Source organism: Cronobacter sakazakii, assembly GCF_000982825.1.
GTDB classification, from domain to species: domain Bacteria; phylum Pseudomonadota; class Gammaproteobacteria; order Enterobacterales; family Enterobacteriaceae; genus Cronobacter; species Cronobacter sakazakii.
Genome location: NZ_CP011047.1, coordinates 3063257 through 3079706 on the forward strand (window position 1 = coordinate 3063257; position 16450 = coordinate 3079706).

Here is a 16450-nt window from a genome sequence, read left to right on the forward strand (position 1 = left end):
GTAGGGTGGGTAAGCACAGCGCACCCACCATGAAAACGGCAACCTGTCTCATGGAAGGAGGCGAACTGTATGTCCCGCTATCGCAGGTTATATATCCCTGGCAACACCTGGTTTTTCACCGTCAATCTGCGCAACCGTCGCAGCCTCCTGTTATGCCGTTACATTGACCTGTTGCGTGCGCAGGTCGCTCGGGTGAAACGCCGCTATCCTTTCATCATTGACGCCTGGGTGGTGCTGCCTGAACACATGCATTGCATATGGACGCTGCCGGAAGGAGACCACAATTATTCCGTGCGCTGGCAGGAGATTAAAAAAGGGTTTACCCGCGCGTTAACGCCGCCACGTGCGGCAGACACGGTCTGGCAGCGACGCTTCTGGGAGCATGGTATCCGGAATGAAGAGGATTTGCGGCGGCACATGGATTATGTTTATTTCAATCCGGTGAAACATGGTTGGGTGCGCGAGGTGTGCGAATGGCCATTTTCATCGTTTCACCGCGATGTGGCACGGGGGTTGTACCCGAAAACCTGGGCGGGGGATAGCGGGGAGTTTTGTGTTGGTGAACGGCGAAGGTAGCCGCGTCCTAGGATGTGGTTGGATTGGGTGATGGTGGGTGCGCTGCGCTTACCCACCCTACAATAGGGCTGGCGCTGGATTTGTGAATGGTGGGTGCGCTTACGCTTACCCACCCTACAATACCCACATTGACCTGTGCGTAGGGCGGGTAAGCGTAGCGCACCCGCCGCGCCGATATTACTTCACCACCGCCAGCGTAAAACCGTCCCAGCCTTTGCTGCCGACGGTTTGCAGCGCGGTAGCGCGCAGGCGCGGTAGCGCGCAGGCGCGGGTGGTTGCCGAGCATCTCAATAAACGTTCGCACGCCCTGCACGCGCAAATCGTCGCTCTGTGGATCGGTCACGGTACCGTCGCGCACCACGTTATCACCTACAATCACCGTTCCGGTGCGTGAAAGCGTCAACGCCCACTCCAGGTACAGCGGGTTATTCGGCTTATCGGCATCGATAAAAATCAAATCGAAAGGCGGCTCGTCGGCGTACAGCGGCAGGCTCTCCGCCGCTGGCCCCACGCGCAGCTGCACTTTCGGCGTCACGCTCGCCAGCGCCAGGTTGGCGGCCGCCACTTCGGCGTGTTCGGCACTCGCCTCAAGCGTCACCACCAGCCCGTCCTCCGGCAGCGCACGCGCCAGCCACAGCGTGCTGTAACCGCCAAGCGTGCCGATTTCCAGCACCCGTTTCGCGCCGGTCATCATCACTAAAAGCCCCAGAAACTGCCCCTGCAAGGGCGAGACGTCATGCGGCGGCAGGCCCGCCAGACGATTGTTCTCCAGCACCTGCGCCATCAGCGGATCGTCGGGAATCAGCGCCTGCATCAGATATTCATCGACTTCACGCCATTGTTGCTGCATCGAACCGCTCCCCTGAAAGCGCCGTGCAGGCGCATAAAATTACGGACTGGCTACCTTAGCAGCATAGCTGTAATTACTGGTTTGCGCAGCGGCACCCGGCCACCCGCCGCCAAGCGAGCGATAGAGATCCACCTGCGCCAGCAGCAGATTATTTTTCACCTGCACCACATTGAGCTGTGCCGAAAACAGCGTGCGGCGGGCGTCCAGCTCGTCAAGATAAGAGGCGTACCCGTTCTGGTAACGGTTGTGAGCAATGCGCAGCGTCTCCTGCGCCGCCTGCTCCTGCGCCTGTAACTCAACGAGCTGTTCCCCAAGACGCTGCACCGCGTCCAGACTGTCGTTCACTTCCTTAAAGGCATTGCGCACCGTGCTCTCATAACTGTAAAGCGCCTGATTTTTCTGTGACGTTGTCACGTCAACCTGCGCATTCAGCGCCTCGCGGTTGAGCAGTGGCGCGAGAACGCTGGCACCCACGCTCCAGAGCCGCAGCGGATTGGCGAGCAGTTCCGGCAGCGTATTCTCCTGCAGCGACCCCGACGCGGTGAGATTAATGCCCGGCAGCAGGCGCGCGCGGGCCACTTTCAGCTGCGCGTCGCTCGCCACCAGCGTCTGTTCGGCCTGAACGATATCCGGGCGGCGGTTCAGCAACGACGACGGCAACTGAGACGGAATCGTGAGCGGGCTTAAAGCGTCAAATTCACCGCCGCGCGCGATCGGGCCAGGATTCTGGCCGATGAGAATGCTGAGCGCGTTCTCCTGCTGGGTTATCTGGTGCTGAATCTGCGGGATTTGCGCACGCGTGGCGCGCAGTTCAGATTCCGACTGCATCAGCTCCAGCCGAGAGCTATAGCCGGTTTCATACTGGCGTTTCGCCAGCTTCAGCGCGTCCTCGCGCGCGCTAAGCGTCGACTGCGTCACCCGAAGCTGCTCATCCAGTGCCAGCAGGGTGATATAGCCGCTCGCGACCTGCGAGGCCACCGTCAGGCTGGCGGCCGCGGCGGCGGCTTTCTGCGCCTCCAGGCTCGCCTTTGCGGCGTCGGCGGCGCTGGCGTACTGGCCCCAGATATCGACGTTATAACTGGCGTTCAGGCTGCCTTTGTAGAGATCGCCATACACCGGCAGGCCGGTCGCCGCCGATTGCGAACGGCTGCGACCGGCGCTGAAACCCGCGTCAAGCGTCGGGAACCGATCGCCAAGGGCCGCCTGTACCTGCGCCTGATACTGATTAACGCGCTCGCGGGCGAGCAGCACATCGCTGTTGTAGCGCAGCGCCTGATCCACATAGCGGTTCAGTGCCGAATCGTGAAAATTGCGCCACCAGAAACCTTCTGTGGGCGAGGACGGGCCGACAGCGGCGCGCCAGGCGGGCGGAATGATGAGCGAGGGGCGAGCCTGCTCCACGTTGCCAGAATGACAGCCCGCGAGCAGGAGGGCGGTTGTCAGCAGAGTCAGAGCGCGGCGCATCATTTCGCCTCGCTGCGGGTGTTAATGGTTACCTGTACCGACATGCCGGGGCGCAGGCGCGCGCGTTTCTCGGCGTCGCCCAGCACCTCGATGCGCACCGGGATACGCTGGGCGATTTTCACAAAGTTGCCGGTCGCGTTATCGGGCGTGATGGCGCTGAATTCCACGCCGGTTGCCGGAGAGATACTCTGCACGCGGCCTTCGAATTTTTCATCGTTGAGTGCGTCCACGGTGAATGTGACCGACTGGCCGGTTTTTACGTCGGCAAGCTGCGTTTCTTTCAGGTTGGCGATGACCCAGTTCTGCGGCGGTACCAGCGAGGTGAGTCGCGTACCGGCGGTCACGTAGCCGCCCTGGCGCACGGCAATCTGCCCGAGCTGGCCGTCGCGCGGGGCAATGATGCGGGTGTTTTGCAGATCGATTTGCGCAAGCTCCAGTGCCGCGCGGGCGTTTTCCACATCCGCCTCCAGCGACGCGCGGTTCACAATCACGCTTTGCAGATTCTGGCGCGACACCTCTAGCTGGGCGGCGGCCTGCTCTACGCTGGCGCTGCCCTGCGCGGCGCTGGCGATGGCGGCGTCGCGCTCGCGCACCGACAGCGAGCCGTCCTGCGTCAGTTCCTTCACGCGGCGTAAATCGGCCTGGTTATGCAGGCTCTGGGCGCGGGCGCTGGCGAGCGCCGCTTTATTCTGGGCGATGGTCGCCTCGGCGCTGCGGCGCTGTTGCAGGTTATTAGCCAGCGCCGCCTCGCGCATGGCGAGCGTCGCCTGCGCCTGATGCACCCGCTGTTTGTAGATACGGTCATCGATGGTCATCAGCACGTCGCCCTGTTTCACATGCGCGAAATCCTGCACGTTGACGGCGGTGATATAGCCGTTTACCTGCGGGCTGATAAACGTCGTCATGCCGCGCACGTAGGCGTTATCGGTCGAGGCAGCGTGACGGGTAAACGGCGGAAGCTGCCAGGCGTACAGGATCACCAGCAGGCCAACCAGCCCGATGGCACCAGCGGCGAAGAAGGAGACCACGCGCAGGTTGTTTTTTTCCGGCGACGCGGGGGTGGGGGCGCCTTGTTGGCTCATCACTACTCCAGAATATGTCAGTCAAAAAATCGTCAGGTTACTGGCCGCTCTGCATCGCCTGCTTCAGGGCACGGCGTGCGGCGAGCCGCAGGCGGATAAGCCGCCAGAAAATCCACAACAGCGTCGAGGCGGCAATGGCCGCCGTCAGCAGACAGGTATCGTTATAGGCCAGAATATTCGCCTCGGTGCTGGTCACGGTCTGCAACTGCTGCACCGCCTGCGCATTGAGCAGCGTCGGGTCGTTAAGCAGATTGCTCCAGATCTGGCTGTACTGCGCGAGTCGTTCGTTCACCAGCGGGCTTAGCGAGGTGAGCTGGTCGGCGAGCAGGCTGGAGTGATATTTCTCCCGCCAGGTCTGGAACGTGCCGAGCAGCGCCGAGCCGATAAGCCCGCCCAGGTTCTGACTCATGCCGAACAGAACGGAAAAACTCACCAGGTTGCGCGGATCGGCGATAACCCCGCCAATGCCCGCGAGCATCGCCGGGGCCAGGAAAAAGGCGCTGGCAAAGCCCAGAATAAACTGGCTTATCAGCATCTGGTCGGCGCGGGTCTGGCTGGTGGCCTGGCTGTCCATCAGCGAGGCGATGATCATCAGCGCCAGCGAGACCATAATCGGCCAGACGGTTTTCTGCGGGTTAATAGTGAGCGCGCTGGTCACGATGCCGCAAATCACGCCCGCGAGGATCGCCAGCGCCAGGTGCGTCATCTGCTCATTCTGCAAACCGATATACTGCAACCAGCCGATGGCGCCGGTGTTCTGCTCCGCCAGCACGATGCGGATCAGCACCATAATCAGCCCGAGGCGCACGATACTGCCGCTGGAGAGCCAGCGGGTGTTCAGCAGCGGATTCGTGCGGTTATGCTCGAACGTGATAGCGGCGACGATAAGCACCAGCGACGCGCCAAGCGCCCAGCCTATCCACGGCGCTTCAAACCACCAGTCGAGCCGCCCGAGCGACAGCGCGCCGCAGAGCAGCGCCATGCCGGGCGCCATCAGCAGAAACGTAATAAAATCTTTTTTCTCAAAGACTTTGCGGCGATCGCCCGGCGGCAGTTTTAGCGCAATCACACAGGCGAGCGAAATCATCGCCAGCCCCAGTTCGAACAGATACAGACCGCGCCACTCTTCAAGTTGCAACAGCTCGGTGGAGAAGAGGCGAGCGATGGGGATCGCGAGCTGCGAGCCGGTAATGCCGATGGTGAGCGCCTTCAGGCGATGCTTCGCGGGCCAGGCCTGGATCTGGTAATAAATGCCGAGCGAACTCAGCGCCGCGCCTACCATGCCGTGCGCGGCACGCACCATGAGGGCGGTGTTGAGATCGTTAACGAACAGATGGAAAAACGTCACCAGCACATAGAGCACCAGAAACCCTTCGGTAAAAGCGCGCAGCCCGTACTGCTGGCGAAATTTCACCAGCAGCAGGTTGATAGAAACGTTGGTCATAACGTAAACCGCGGGCAGCCAGGCGATTTCCGTCGACCAGGCGGCGAAGGTGCCCTGTAAATTTTGCAGGTTCGCCGTGACCATCGCGTTACCGAGCGCGCCGGTAAGACACACCAGCAGCCCGACGATGCCATAGGCGATGCGCTTCCAGGGCGCATGGTGCGGCGTCGACGGCGAGCCGAGCAGCATCGGTTTTTCATGGGGCGCCCACTCGCGTGGCGCATAAGGGTCGTGTTTCACCGATCGCATTACTGTTTTTCAATTTCCTGCAACAAACGGTCCAGTACGCGACGCGTGACGGCCAGTTCTTCCGGGGGAATGGTGGAAAGGATAGTCTCCCTGAGGCTATCTGCCTCGACTTTCACCTTTTCAAACAGCGCCTGGCCTTGTGGTGTGGCGACCAGAAGCCGTTTGCGGCGATCGCCGGGCGGCGTCACGCGCTCAATGAGTTGCTGTTCCACCAGGCGATTCAGCAATGGCACCAGCGTCGCGCTCTCCACGCCGAGCTGTTGTGCCAGCTCACCCTGCGACAGCGGCGTTTCATGGCGCGCAATCGCGGCGACGGCCACCCAGCTTGCCTGGCTCATGCCAAGCCCTTTCAGCCGCCGATCCATCGCGAGCCGCCAGTGGTGGGCGGTCATCCACAGCAAATGTGAGAAAGTCAGGTCACGCGTATCCACGGCGGTTATCCAATCGTTAGTGCTCTAACTATTCTAGAGCGCGCCATTTTGATAATTCAAGTGAATGTAAATTAATCTTTAAAAAATATTGTGAATGTATCGCGACGCGTTGTCTGAATTGCAGCCACACCCATTGCCGCTGCGCTATGCTCTGATGCGGCCTGACGCCGCATGAATGAGAGGGAAAGATGCCTGATTACCTGATTGAACCGCGCGACCCGACGCACCCTGACGCTATCGTTTTGCTGGCGGCGCTCTCTGAAACGCTGGCCGCGCTGACTGGCAGCTCGGGCAGGCAGTCGTTTAATAATGACGATGTGCGCGCTGAGGGGGCCACCTTTTTACTGGCGCGCAACGCCAGCGGCACGGCCATCGGCTGTGTGGCCTGTCGGCCTCTGAAGCCGGGCATCGCCGAAATCAAACGCCTGTTCGCGCTGCCGGATAACCCCGGCGCGGGCAGCCAGTTATTAAGCGCGGCGGAGCGCTTCGCGCGCGACGCTGGTTACGATCAGGCGTGGCTTGAGACGCGGCGCACCAATCCGCGCGCGGTAGAGTTTTACCTGCGCCGCGGTTACGGGATTATCGACAACTACGGGCGCTATGTCGGGCAGGAGGATGCGGTCTGCTTCGCAAAACCACTTCAGGAAGAAGGCGAAGATGATGCTCAGCGGGCTTAATCATCTGACGCTCGCCGTGCGCGATGTGGCGCAAAGCCTGGCATTTTACCACTCGCTGCTGGGGCTGCGGCTGCATGCGCGCTGGGACGGCGGGGCGTATCTCTCCTGCGGCGATCTCTGGCTCTGTCTGTCGCAGGATGACAGCGCCGGGCAGCCTGCGGCGGACTACACGCATTATGCCTTTACCGTGAGCGAGACGGATTTCCCGTTAATGGTGGATAAACTCAACGCCGCGGGCGTGAAAACCTGGAAAACCAACCGCAGCGAGGGCGACTCCTGGTATTTCCTCGACCCGGACGGGCATCAGCTCGAACTGCACGTCGGCAGCCTCGCCACCCGGCTCGCCGCCTGCCGTGCCGAGCCCTATAAGGGGATGCGGTTTTATGATTAATCACCGCGTGTTTTCTATCACGCGCACGATAAGCGGTGCGGTGATTGTCGGGCATATCGCAGATTAGGAGCTCTCCGGTAGGGGAGCCGAACGCCAGTCGGTACGCTGGATGCTGGCTTTGACTATGGAGGTGACCATGAACATGATGCCTTTTCCTTTGCTGTCGGAAGGCACGCTGCAGCGTGTTAACCTCATCGGCGCGTGGCTCGCCCGGAACGATTTTGCCGCCGCTCCTGCTGCCGGGGACGCTGAGCTGATTGTGCTGGCGGGTAACGCCGTTCTGCCCACCGTGGACGCCGCCGCGCGTCTGGCTAAAGAGAGCGGGCTGCCGCTGCTGATAACCGGCGGGCTGGGTCACTCGACCACGTTCCTCTATGCCGCCGTGGCGCAGCATCCACGCTACAACCATCTGCGCACCACCGGCCTTACGGAGGCGGGAATACTCGCCCGTATCGCCCGCGAGTTTCATGAGGTGCCGGAGGAGCAGATTATCGTCGAAGAAAAATCCACCAACTGTGGCGAGAACGCCCGTTTTACCCGCGAGCTGCTGGATGCGCGCGGTGAACTGCCTGCGCGCGCGGTGCTGATTCAGGACCCGACCATGCAGCGCCGTACCCACGCCACCTTTACCCGCGCCTGGCGCGACGCGCCGACCCCGACGGAGTGGCTGAGTTACCTCGGCGTTCAGCCGGTGCTGGAAAATGGTGCCAGGGCGGTGCAGTTCCGCGAGCCGTCGGAAGGGCTCTGGCCGGTAGAGCGGTATCTGTCGCTGGTGCTGGGGGAGATCCCGCGCCTGCGTAACGACGCAGACGGCTACGGCCCGGCGGGCCGTGATTTCATTGATGAAGTGGTGATCCCGTCTGACGTGCTGAACGCCTGGCAGGCGCTGCACGAGGAGCCGCAGCTCACCAGCTTTTTGCGTCATCGGTCGCTCGCCTGATGGCCCGGCTGCCCGTTTGCGCGATTTATGGCGCAAACGGGCAGATGCATGTTGAATAATTGTTATCTCCCGGCGGGATCTCCGCCGTTTTTCCCGACCTGATTCACATTTTCAGCCAAAACGCTTCGTATACGCATTTGCTGCTCGTAGTTTTTTAACAATTAATTCACCTGTTAAAAACCAATGCGACAGCAGGAGCATGCGATGACAGCACCCGTACAACATCCGATGTATATCGACGGTCAGTTCGTTCAGTGGCAGGGCGAGGCGTGGATCGATGTCGTGAATCCCGCCACAGAGGCGCTGATTTCCCGTATCCCGGACGGAACGGCAGAGGACGCGTGCCGCGCCATTGACGCCGCCGCCCGCGCGCAGGCGGGCTGGGAGGCGTTGCCCACCATCGAGCGCGCCGGATGGCTGCGTAAAATCGCCGCCGGCATCCGCGAAAAGGCGGCGGAAATCAACGCGCTGATTGTGGCGGAAGGCGGCAAAACGCAGCAGCTCGCGAGCGTTGAAGTCAGCTTCACGGCGGATTACATCGACTATATGGCCGAATGGGCGCGCCGTTATGAAGGCGAAATCCTGCAAAGCGACCGGCCGGGCGAAAATATTCTGGTGTTTAAGCGCGCGCTCGGCGTTACCACCGGCATTCTGCCGTGGAATTTTCCGTTCTTCCTGATCGCCCGCAAAATGGCGCCTGCGCTGATTACCGGCAATACCATTGTGATTAAACCGAGCGAATTCACGCCGAATAACGCCATCGCGGTTGCGCAGATTGTTCATGACGTGGGCCTGCCGGCGGGCGTGTTTAACCTGGTACAGGGGCGCGGCGAAACCGTCGGGCAGGAGCTGGCCGGTAACCCGAAAGTGGCGCTGGTAAGCATGACCGGCAGCGTCGGCGCGGGTGAGAAAATCATGATGGCGGCTGCGAAAAACATCACCAAAGTCTGCCTTGAGCTTGGCGGCAAAGCGCCTGCTATCGTGATGGACGATGCGGATGTGTCGCTTGCGGTAAAAGCGATTGTTGATTCGCGCGTGATTAACTCCGGTCAGGTCTGTAACTGCGCCGAACGCGTTTATGTGCAAAAGGGCATTTATGACCGTTTTGTCAGCGCGCTTGGCGAGGCGCTGATCGCGGTGAAATTTGGCGATCCGGCAGCGCGTGATGATATCGCGATGGGGCCGCTGATTAACGCGGCTGCGCTGGCGCGCGTGAAAGAAAAAGTGGCACGCGCGGTCAGCGAGGGCGCGACGGTGGCGCTCGGCGGCAAGGCGGTGGAGGGCAAAGGTTATTTTTACCCGCCGACGCTGCTGGTAGATGTGCGCCAGGAAATGAGCATCATGCATGAAGAGACGTTCGGCCCGGTGCTGCCGGTCGTCACGTTCGATACGCTGGAAGAGGCCATTGCGATGGCGAATGACAGCGAATATGGCCTGACGTCGTCGATTTACACGCAGTCGCTCGCCACCGCGATGAAAGCGATTAACGGGCTGAAGTTTGGCGAAACTTACATCAACCGTGAAAACTTCGAAGCGATGCAGGGGTTCCACGCGGGCTGGCGTAAATCCGGGATCGGCGGGGCGGATGGCAAACACGGGCTGCATGAATATCTGCAAACCCAGGTTGTCTATCTGCAAAGCTAACCGTTTCAGGGCCGCCTGCGGGCGGCCCGCTGCGTCAGAGCTTGCTTTCAATCCAGTTCATCAGCAGCGCTGGCCAGAGGTGCGCGGGCAGCCCCAGGGCATCGCGAATGCCAAACCCGTGTTGCCCCTGTTCAAAAAGATGCATCTCCACCGGCATGCCCTGCGCGTGCAGCGCGTTAAACATCAGCAGGCTGTTTTCCACTTTCACCGCCGGGTCATCCACTGCGTGCAGTAAAAACGCGGGCGGGGTGTCGCGGGTGATCGCTTTTTCCGGCGAATAGCGGTGGATGGCGCGGTCATCGGGCTGTGTGCCGATAAGCGCTTCTCGCGAGCCGGGGTGCGCCACCGGCTCCTCCATCGTCATCACCGGATAGACCAGCCCCATAAAAGCCGGGCGGGCGCTGAACGCGTCGGTTTCATCCTGCGGCGCGTAGACCACGTCGTTCCAGCGGGTGCCGAGGCTTGCGGCAGCATGACCGCCTGCGGAAAAGCCCAGCACGCCGAGTTTATCCGGGTCGAGTTGCCAGCGTGACGCCTGGGCGCGGATAAGCCGCATGGCGCGCTGGAGATCGGCGAGCGGGGCGTCGGCACCTTCGGCGTGGCCGTCGGCGGGCAGGCGATAGGTCATCACAAACAGCGTATAGCCGTGGTCGTTAAACGCGGGTGCCATGGCGCTGCCTTCTTTGTCGAGCACCACGCGGCGGTACGAGCCGCCGGGCGTCACCAGAATGCCGGTGCCGTTAGGATGTTCCGGCGCGTAGACCACAATACGCGGTGCGCGCACGCCGGTGACGGAACGGTCAAGCTCGCTGTCGCCGGTCAGGCGCTCCTCAAGGGTGAACACCGCGTGGCTCTGGCGCGCGCCCGGCGCGTCGCCCTGTGGCCAGACGGATATTTCGTGGCTGCGCGCGACCGCTTCGCGCATACGGGTTAACAGAACCTCGTGGGCATTCATACGCTCTCCTTTAATATGCGGTGGCGGCATGAAAACTAATGAATATTTAATCTTCAGCCGTTATCCTGGTGTTTTCGTTGCGTTTAATCAGGATAGTCTTATGCGCAGTAAATACACGTCATTGCAAATCACGCTTCACTGGCTGGTGTTTGTTCTGGTGGTTATGGCTTATGCGGCGATGGAGCTGCGTGGGCTGGTGCCGCGTCCTGTCGGGCGGCTCTTTATCTGGACGCACTTTAGCTGCGGCATCGCGATTCTGGTGCTGATGGTCACACGCCTGCTGGTGCGCATTAAATATCCCGCGCCGCCCATCGTGCCGAAACCGCGGGCGATGTATATCGGGCTTTCCCATCTGGTGCATCTGGTCATCTACCTGATGTTTATCGGCCTGCCGCTGCTCGGGATCGTTGCCAAATATTATGGCGGCAGCCCGTGGTTTGCGTTTGGCATCAGCATGCCGGTGGCCGCCGAGCCGGATGAAGATCTCGAAATGCAGTTGCGCGCCATTCACGCGTTTATCGCGAATCTCAGCTACTTTGTCATAGGGCTTCATGCCGCGGCGGCGCTGGCGCATCACTACTTCTGGAAAGACAACACGCTGCTGCGCATGATGCCGGGCAAGCGCGATTAGCGCGCGCCGAAGTGTGATCCGGGTGGCTTTTTATGCCGGGCTGCGTGGCTTAGCTCACATTTTGAACGGTGCGACATGGGCGGTCTGGTCACGGCGGCTTATAGATCTATATCTATTATAGAAACACTCGCGCCTTATCAGCGCCAGCCGGGAGAGTCACCATGACGCAGTCAGTGCAACGTGAAGCGACAGGAGTGGAAGTGGACGAACAGGCGCAACTGGCGCGTAAACTGCGAAAGGTGCTGCTGGCGACGGGCGTGGGGCATTTTGTCGAGTGGTTCGATTTCGGGCTTTACGGCACGCTGGCGGCCATTATCGGGATGCAGTTTTTCCAGACCGGCGACCCGGCAGCGGCGCTGCTTTCGTCTTTCGCGGTATTTGGCGCAGGCTTTATTATGCGCCCGCTCGGCGGGCTTTATTTTGGCTCGCTTGGCGACCGCATTGGCCGCAAGCGCGTACTGGCGACGGTCATTCTGCTCACTTCCGGTGCCACTTTCATTATGGGGCTGCTCCCCACGTACCATCAGATTGGCCTGCTGGCGCCCGCGCTGCTGGTGCTGACTCGCCTGGTGCAGGGCTTTGCGGCGGGTGGCGAAACCTCCGGCGCGACCACGTTTCTCGCGGAATATGCCCCAGTGGATAAACGCGGGTACTTCACCTGCTGGATCGATAACTTCGGTTTTATGGCGTTTGTGGCGGGCTCCGGGCTGGTATTTTTACTGACCGCCAGTCTTGGCGAAACCGCGATGAACGACTGGGGCTGGCGCATTCCGTTTTTGATCGCCGGGCCGCTCGGCTGGGTAGGGCTTTACCTGCGAACGCACCTTGAAGACACGCCCGAATTCCAGGCGGCGGCGAAAGCAGGCACCACACAGGCCGCGCCGCTGCGCAGTACGCTTAAAAGCGCCCGCGGCGCGCTGCTGTTCTGCGTCGGGTTTGTGGTTATCAAAGCGGTCGGCCACTGGATGCTGCAAACCTTTATGCCGGGCTACCTGATAACGCAGATGCACTTCAGCAAGCTCGACGCTTACGCCATCACGACCATCGGACTGTTCGGCATCGCGGTCCTGGTGCCGTTTATGGGCTGGCTCTCCGACCGCTATGGCCGCAGGCCCCTGATGCTTGCAGGCTGCGGCGGGTTTATCCTCTTTACCTATCCGGCGCTGATGGTGATGGCGAACGGCGATATGCTCTCCGCCGTGCTCGCGATGCTGCTGCTGGGCGCGTTTATCGCCGCCTTTGACGGCGCGTGCAGCGCAGCGATGGCCGAACTGTTCCCGACCAGCGTGCGCTACGGCGGGCTGTCGGTCGCTTATAACCTGTCGGTGGCCTTTTTCGGCGGCATCACGCCGTGGTTCTCGGCGTTTCTCATCGCTTCCACCGGTAATCTTTTCTCACCTGCGTTTTATGTCATGGGCGCGGCGCTGATCACTTTTATTACCGTGATGCGCGCTCGCGAAACTGCCGGACTGCCGCTGCGGCGCTAAACCTCTACGCTTTGGCCGGGTTTATTCCCGAAACACCGGGAGATCCACCGGCCAGGCGTTGCGCAGGCTCAAAAGCTGGCAGTGGACGAATCTCGCTTCACGCTGATACCAGAAGCCGAACGACTGCGTCATCTGGTCATACACCATGCTGTCCAGATTCGCGAACGGGAAAATCACTAAACTTCCCCGCTGCGTGCGTCCGCCGCCGGTTTCAAAATGATCGCGGCCCCACGCCTCCTGCGTATGTTCATAGCGATGCAGTATCACTTCAATGGTCTCCCTGCCGGGGCAGCGCAGCATCAGCACACTGTTGTCAAACGCGAAGGGGTAAACGGATGGGGGGAAGATCGCGAGTAAAGCCACTAACAATAATTTTTTCATACCACTCCTGTCCTCTACAGGGCGGCAGTTATGTCATCCTGCAAAGGTGTCGGTATTGAGATATATCATGCTGTTAGTTTGGTTGAGGGCTATATATACAACTGGTGAATGATTTTTAGGCAGATAAATAGTTGATGAATTTACTGGTGATAAAAAGAACTTTGCTATCATTAATTTCGTCTTACCAGGTCATAGAGATTCACAGCTAAAGAATCGTGTCTGTGTAGGATAAGTAAAATACAGCAGAGAAACTAGACTCGTAAATACAAGATCGATTTCACAAACGGCACTTTCCATTTTAAATAAAATCTTATGGCTATGTAAGTCTATAAACAATGCAGGAGGTTTTATATGGATAACTATCACATCACAAAAGAGGGTGATAAGTGGAAATTACAAAAAGAAGGTAATACGAAGCCGAGCAAGACGGCAGGCACTAAGGCTGATCTGATTAGACAGACCCAGGATTTTATGGCTGATAAAAAAGCGTCAGTCAAAATTCACACATCAGATGGCAGGATCCAGGAAGAAAGAACTTATCACAGGAAAGATGATCCAAAAAAATCGAAAGGATAGAGTAAAAATAGCCGCTTTACTCGCGGCTATATTCATTAAAAAACGAATGCGTCCAAATTTTGCTTTTTATTGATATGCAAATTTATCTATTGCGTGCCTCAGGTCTTGCTGTTTTAAAATATCATCAACTTATTCGCGTTTCATAAGGCGAAACAGGAGATAAAGCATAAGTGAACTGATCACTACAGCAGTGCAGGTAAAAACATATAAGATAAAGTTCATTACGCTTTCATCGCCATAATACCCCATGTGCTCTGCAAAGGTATACTGAAGTGTTGCTGGTATGAAAAAATAGAGGGTCTTCACCGTGACAATGAAGATAATGAACCATGTAAATATCATTAATAAATATTTCATTAGTAAACCTGTATAACGCCATGCGCTATTAAATAATTTCCTACGTATTTCCCGCTTGTTCGGAGAATAGCTCTGGCAAGTATATCAAAATCCTGCTGACTATAAAGCGTGATGCATCCTTTACTTAACCCACTTGGACCAATCGGATGGAGACGGAACATTCCCCTAAGTACACCATTGATAAGTGTACTGTCATCAATTTTCCCATCGTCGCGATACAAAGCAAACCAGGTGCTGCGATCCGAGCCAGTAAAAAAAGCATTTGCATCATCCCTGAATCGGGCAAAGGTACCGCCCCTACCACGTAAAATAATGTAGTAACGCCCACACGGTAAGGGGCCAATATCTTTTAGCTCCGTTTTATTTGGGTTATTAGTAGCAGAACTATTACCAGAAAAAGCTGAGAAAAAACCGACACCCGGACATGAAAGCGTGCCAATACTATTCCCATTAAGATGGAAAGTACACCGTAGTAGATCCATTACAATCACTCCATGTGAATGTTATCGCTAAAATTTTTAACTCTTAAATGTAAGATTACCTTTAACAAATGTTTGGTGCGTTAACGGCGATTGTTAAGTCATATAAAGATTGAAAAGGCATAAAAATCCTGAAAGTAGAAGAAAAAATAAAATGGCGCTTTTAGCGCGTATTGTTTTGATTTATTGTGCTATAAATTTTTTAAAATCAATAGGTTGAATTGTATTTGTTGTATTTATTCATCATCTCAATTGACTGTTCGCGCATCTATCCAAATCCGTTTTACCTACCGACAAAAACGCACCGCCTGAAAATGATCGTTTGCAGAGTCGGAAGCGCTTCTATACCATACCCCCCTATAGTATCCATGAGGCGAAAACCATGCCGCATTCTCCTGAAGATAAAAAACGCATTCTGACCCGCGTGCGCCGCATTCGCGGGCAGGCGGAGGCGCTGGAGCGCGCGCTGGAAGCGGGTGAACCCTGTCTCCACATCCTCCAGCAAATCGCCGCCGTGCGCGGCGCCGCCAACGGCCTGATGGGCGAAATGGTGGAAATTCACTTAAAAGATGAGCTGGTCAGCGGCGACACCACGCCGGAGCAGCGCGCGCAGCGGATGGCGGAAATCGGCCAGCTTTTGCGCGCTTATCTAAAATAACTACGACGACTCACTACAACGGAAGGACATTATGAAATCACGTGCAGCAGTCGCATTTGGCCCTGGCAAACCGCTGGAAATCGTTGAGATTGACGTCGCGCCGCCGAAAAAGGGCGAAGTGCTGGTCAAAATTACCCACACCGGCGTGTGCCACACCGATGCGTTCACGCTCTCCGGCGACGATCCGGAAGGCGTCTTCCCGGCGGTGCTCGGTCATGAAGGCGGCGGCGTGGTCGTGGAAGTGGGCGAGGGCGTTACCAGCCTGAAGCCGGGCGACCATGTGATCCCGCTCTATACCGCCGAATGCGGCGAGTGTAAGTTCTGTAAATCCGGTAAAACCAACCTTTGCCAGGCCGTGCGCGCCACCCAGGGCAAAGGCCTGATGCCGGATGGCACCACCCGTTTCTCATACAACGGCGAGCCGGTTTATCACTATATGGGCACCAGCACCTTCAGCGAATACACCGTCTGCGCGGAGATTTCACTGGCGAAAGTAAACCCGCAGGCGCCGCTCGATAAAGTCTGCCTGCTGGGCTGCGGCGTCACCACCGGCATCGGCGCGGTGCATAACACCGCTAAAGTCAAAGAGGGCGATACGGTTGCCGTGTTCGGCCTGGGCGGTATTGGCCTCGCGGTCATTCAGGGCGCGGTACAGGCGAAGGCCGGGCGCATTCTGGCCATCGACACCAACCCGGAGAAATTCAAGCTGGCGGGCGAAATGGGCGCGACCGATTTCGTTAACCCGAAGGATTACGACAAGCCGATTCAGGACGTTATCGTTGAGATGACCGATGGCGGCGTCGATTTCAGCTTCGAGTGCATCGGCAATGTCAACGTGATGCGCGCGGCGCTGGAATGCTGCCATAAAGGCTGGGGTGAAAGCGTTATCATCGGCGTGGCGGGCGCAGGTCAGGAGATCAAAACGCGTCCGTTCCAGCTGGTGACAGGCCGCGTCTGGCGCGGTTCGGCGTTCGGCGGCGTGAAAGGGCGCACCCAGCTGCCGGGCATGGTGGAAGACGCGATGGCGGGCAAGATTCGCCTCGATCCTTTTATCACCCACCGCCTGCCGCTTGAGAAAATCAACGAGGCGTTTGACCTGATGCACGAAGGCAAATCGATTCGTACCGTTATCCACTTCGGCGACAAATAACCTTATCTGCCAGCGGCTTAGCGACCGC

At 58.3% G+C, this 16450-nt stretch carries 17 protein-coding genes and 1 pseudogene; 10 read left to right on the forward strand and 8 right to left on the reverse strand.

Annotated features, from left to right (window positions below; all coding sequences use genetic code 11):
- Nucleotides 1–69 precede the first annotated feature (69 nt).
- Nucleotides 70–576 carry an REP-associated tyrosine transposase gene (locus CSK29544_RS14545; RefSeq protein WP_007896963.1) on the forward strand — a complete coding sequence of 169 codons (507 nt, stop codon included), beginning with the start codon at nucleotides 70–72 and terminating at the stop codon, nucleotides 574–576.
- A gap of 177 nt (nucleotides 577–753) precedes the next feature.
- Here CSK29544_RS14545 and CSK29544_RS14550 read toward each other — a convergent pair.
- From CSK29544_RS14550 to CSK29544_RS14570, 5 genes and pseudogenes are all read right to left on the reverse strand, one after another.
- Nucleotides 754–1426: pseudogene (locus tag CSK29544_RS14550) on the reverse strand (O-methyltransferase).
- 39 nt (nucleotides 1427–1465) lie between these two features.
- A complete protein-coding gene (locus CSK29544_RS14555; protein WP_029039384.1) occupies nucleotides 1466–2890 on the reverse strand; it encodes an efflux transporter outer membrane subunit in 1425 nt (474 codons plus the stop codon).
- Nucleotides 2890–3972, reverse strand: a complete 1083-nt coding sequence (locus CSK29544_RS14560; protein WP_012124667.1) for an HlyD family secretion protein — start codon at nucleotides 3970–3972, stop codon at nucleotides 2890–2892. Before CSK29544_RS14560 ends, CSK29544_RS14555 begins: the two co-directional genes overlap by 1 nt.
- 37 nt (nucleotides 3973–4009) lie before the next feature.
- Nucleotides 4010–5665 (reverse strand): MFS transporter, encoded by a 1656-nt coding sequence (locus tag CSK29544_RS14565; protein WP_004388353.1) that lies wholly within the window; start codon nucleotides 5663–5665, stop codon nucleotides 4010–4012.
- A complete protein-coding gene (locus CSK29544_RS14570; RefSeq protein WP_004388354.1) occupies nucleotides 5665–6096 on the reverse strand; it encodes a MarR family winged helix-turn-helix transcriptional regulator in 432 nt (143 codons plus the stop codon). The genes CSK29544_RS14565 and CSK29544_RS14570 overlap by 1 nt, the downstream gene beginning before the upstream one ends.
- Before the next feature lie 188 nt (nucleotides 6097–6284).
- On the opposite strand from CSK29544_RS14570, the gene CSK29544_RS14575 reads away from it, so the two are divergent.
- From CSK29544_RS14575 to aldA, 4 genes are all read left to right on the forward strand, one after another.
- Nucleotides 6285–6773: a GNAT family N-acetyltransferase gene (locus tag CSK29544_RS14575; RefSeq protein WP_007901852.1), complete on the forward strand. Its 489-nt coding sequence runs from the start codon at nucleotides 6285–6287 to the stop codon at nucleotides 6771–6773.
- The gene (gene fos / locus CSK29544_RS14580) at nucleotides 6757–7164 is read left to right on the forward strand and encodes a FosA family fosfomycin resistance glutathione transferase (RefSeq protein WP_029039385.1); all 408 of its coding nucleotides are present in this window, start codon (nucleotides 6757–6759) and stop codon (nucleotides 7162–7164) included. Before CSK29544_RS14575 ends, fos begins: the two co-directional genes overlap by 17 nt.
- A 136-nt stretch (nucleotides 7165–7300) precedes the next feature.
- On the forward strand, nucleotides 7301–8104 hold the full coding sequence (locus CSK29544_RS14585; protein ID WP_007901856.1) for a YdcF family protein: 804 nt from the start codon (nucleotides 7301–7303) through the stop codon (nucleotides 8102–8104).
- A 204-nt stretch (nucleotides 8105–8308) separates the two neighbouring features.
- Nucleotides 8309–9748 (forward strand): aldehyde dehydrogenase, encoded by a 1440-nt coding sequence (aldA, locus tag CSK29544_RS14590; protein ID WP_029039386.1) that lies wholly within the window; start codon nucleotides 8309–8311, stop codon nucleotides 9746–9748.
- A gap of 34 nt (nucleotides 9749–9782) precedes the next feature.
- Here the strand turns inward: aldA and CSK29544_RS14595 are convergent, their stop codons facing one another.
- Nucleotides 9783–10703, reverse strand: coding sequence for an alpha/beta hydrolase (locus tag CSK29544_RS14595; RefSeq protein WP_007901868.1), 921 nt, complete (start codon nucleotides 10701–10703; stop codon nucleotides 9783–9785).
- A 100-nt stretch (nucleotides 10704–10803) separates the two neighbouring features.
- Between CSK29544_RS14595 and cybB the strand changes: the two genes are divergently transcribed.
- Both cybB and CSK29544_RS14605 read left to right on the forward strand, forming a co-directional pair.
- The gene (gene cybB, locus CSK29544_RS14600) at nucleotides 10804–11334 is read left to right on the forward strand and encodes a cytochrome b561 (RefSeq protein WP_004388361.1); all 531 of its coding nucleotides are present in this window, start codon (nucleotides 10804–10806) and stop codon (nucleotides 11332–11334) included.
- A 161-nt stretch (nucleotides 11335–11495) separates the two neighbouring features.
- Nucleotides 11496–12821: an MFS transporter gene (locus tag CSK29544_RS14605; RefSeq protein ID WP_007901870.1), complete on the forward strand. Its 1326-nt coding sequence runs from the start codon at nucleotides 11496–11498 to the stop codon at nucleotides 12819–12821.
- 21 nt (nucleotides 12822–12842) lie between these two features.
- Here the strand turns inward: CSK29544_RS14605 and CSK29544_RS14610 are convergent, their stop codons facing one another.
- Nucleotides 12843–13202 (reverse strand): hypothetical protein, encoded by a 360-nt coding sequence (locus CSK29544_RS14610; protein ID WP_007868045.1) that lies wholly within the window; start codon nucleotides 13200–13202, stop codon nucleotides 12843–12845.
- 351 nt (nucleotides 13203–13553) lie between these two features.
- Between CSK29544_RS14610 and CSK29544_RS14615 the strand changes: the two genes are divergently transcribed.
- On the forward strand, nucleotides 13554–13778 hold the full coding sequence (locus CSK29544_RS14615; protein ID WP_029039387.1) for a DUF2188 domain-containing protein: 225 nt from the start codon (nucleotides 13554–13556) through the stop codon (nucleotides 13776–13778).
- A 356-nt stretch (nucleotides 13779–14134) separates the two neighbouring features.
- On the opposite strand, the gene CSK29544_RS23110 is transcribed toward CSK29544_RS14615, so the two are convergent.
- Nucleotides 14135–14617: a DUF2778 domain-containing protein gene (locus CSK29544_RS23110; RefSeq protein ID WP_015386700.1), complete on the reverse strand. Its 483-nt coding sequence runs from the start codon at nucleotides 14615–14617 to the stop codon at nucleotides 14135–14137.
- A gap of 379 nt (nucleotides 14618–14996) precedes the next feature.
- Between CSK29544_RS23110 and CSK29544_RS14625 the strand changes: the two genes are divergently transcribed.
- Both CSK29544_RS14625 and CSK29544_RS14630 read left to right on the forward strand, forming a co-directional pair.
- Entirely contained in the window at nucleotides 14997–15272 is a 276-nt protein-coding gene (locus CSK29544_RS14625) for a metal/formaldehyde-sensitive transcriptional repressor (RefSeq protein WP_004386881.1), read from the forward strand.
- Nucleotides 15273–15303: 31 nt separating this feature from the next.
- A complete protein-coding gene (locus CSK29544_RS14630) occupies nucleotides 15304–16422 on the forward strand; it encodes an S-(hydroxymethyl)glutathione dehydrogenase/class III alcohol dehydrogenase (protein ID WP_007901873.1) in 1119 nt (372 codons plus the stop codon).
- The last annotated feature ends 28 nt before the right edge of the window (nucleotides 16423–16450 follow it).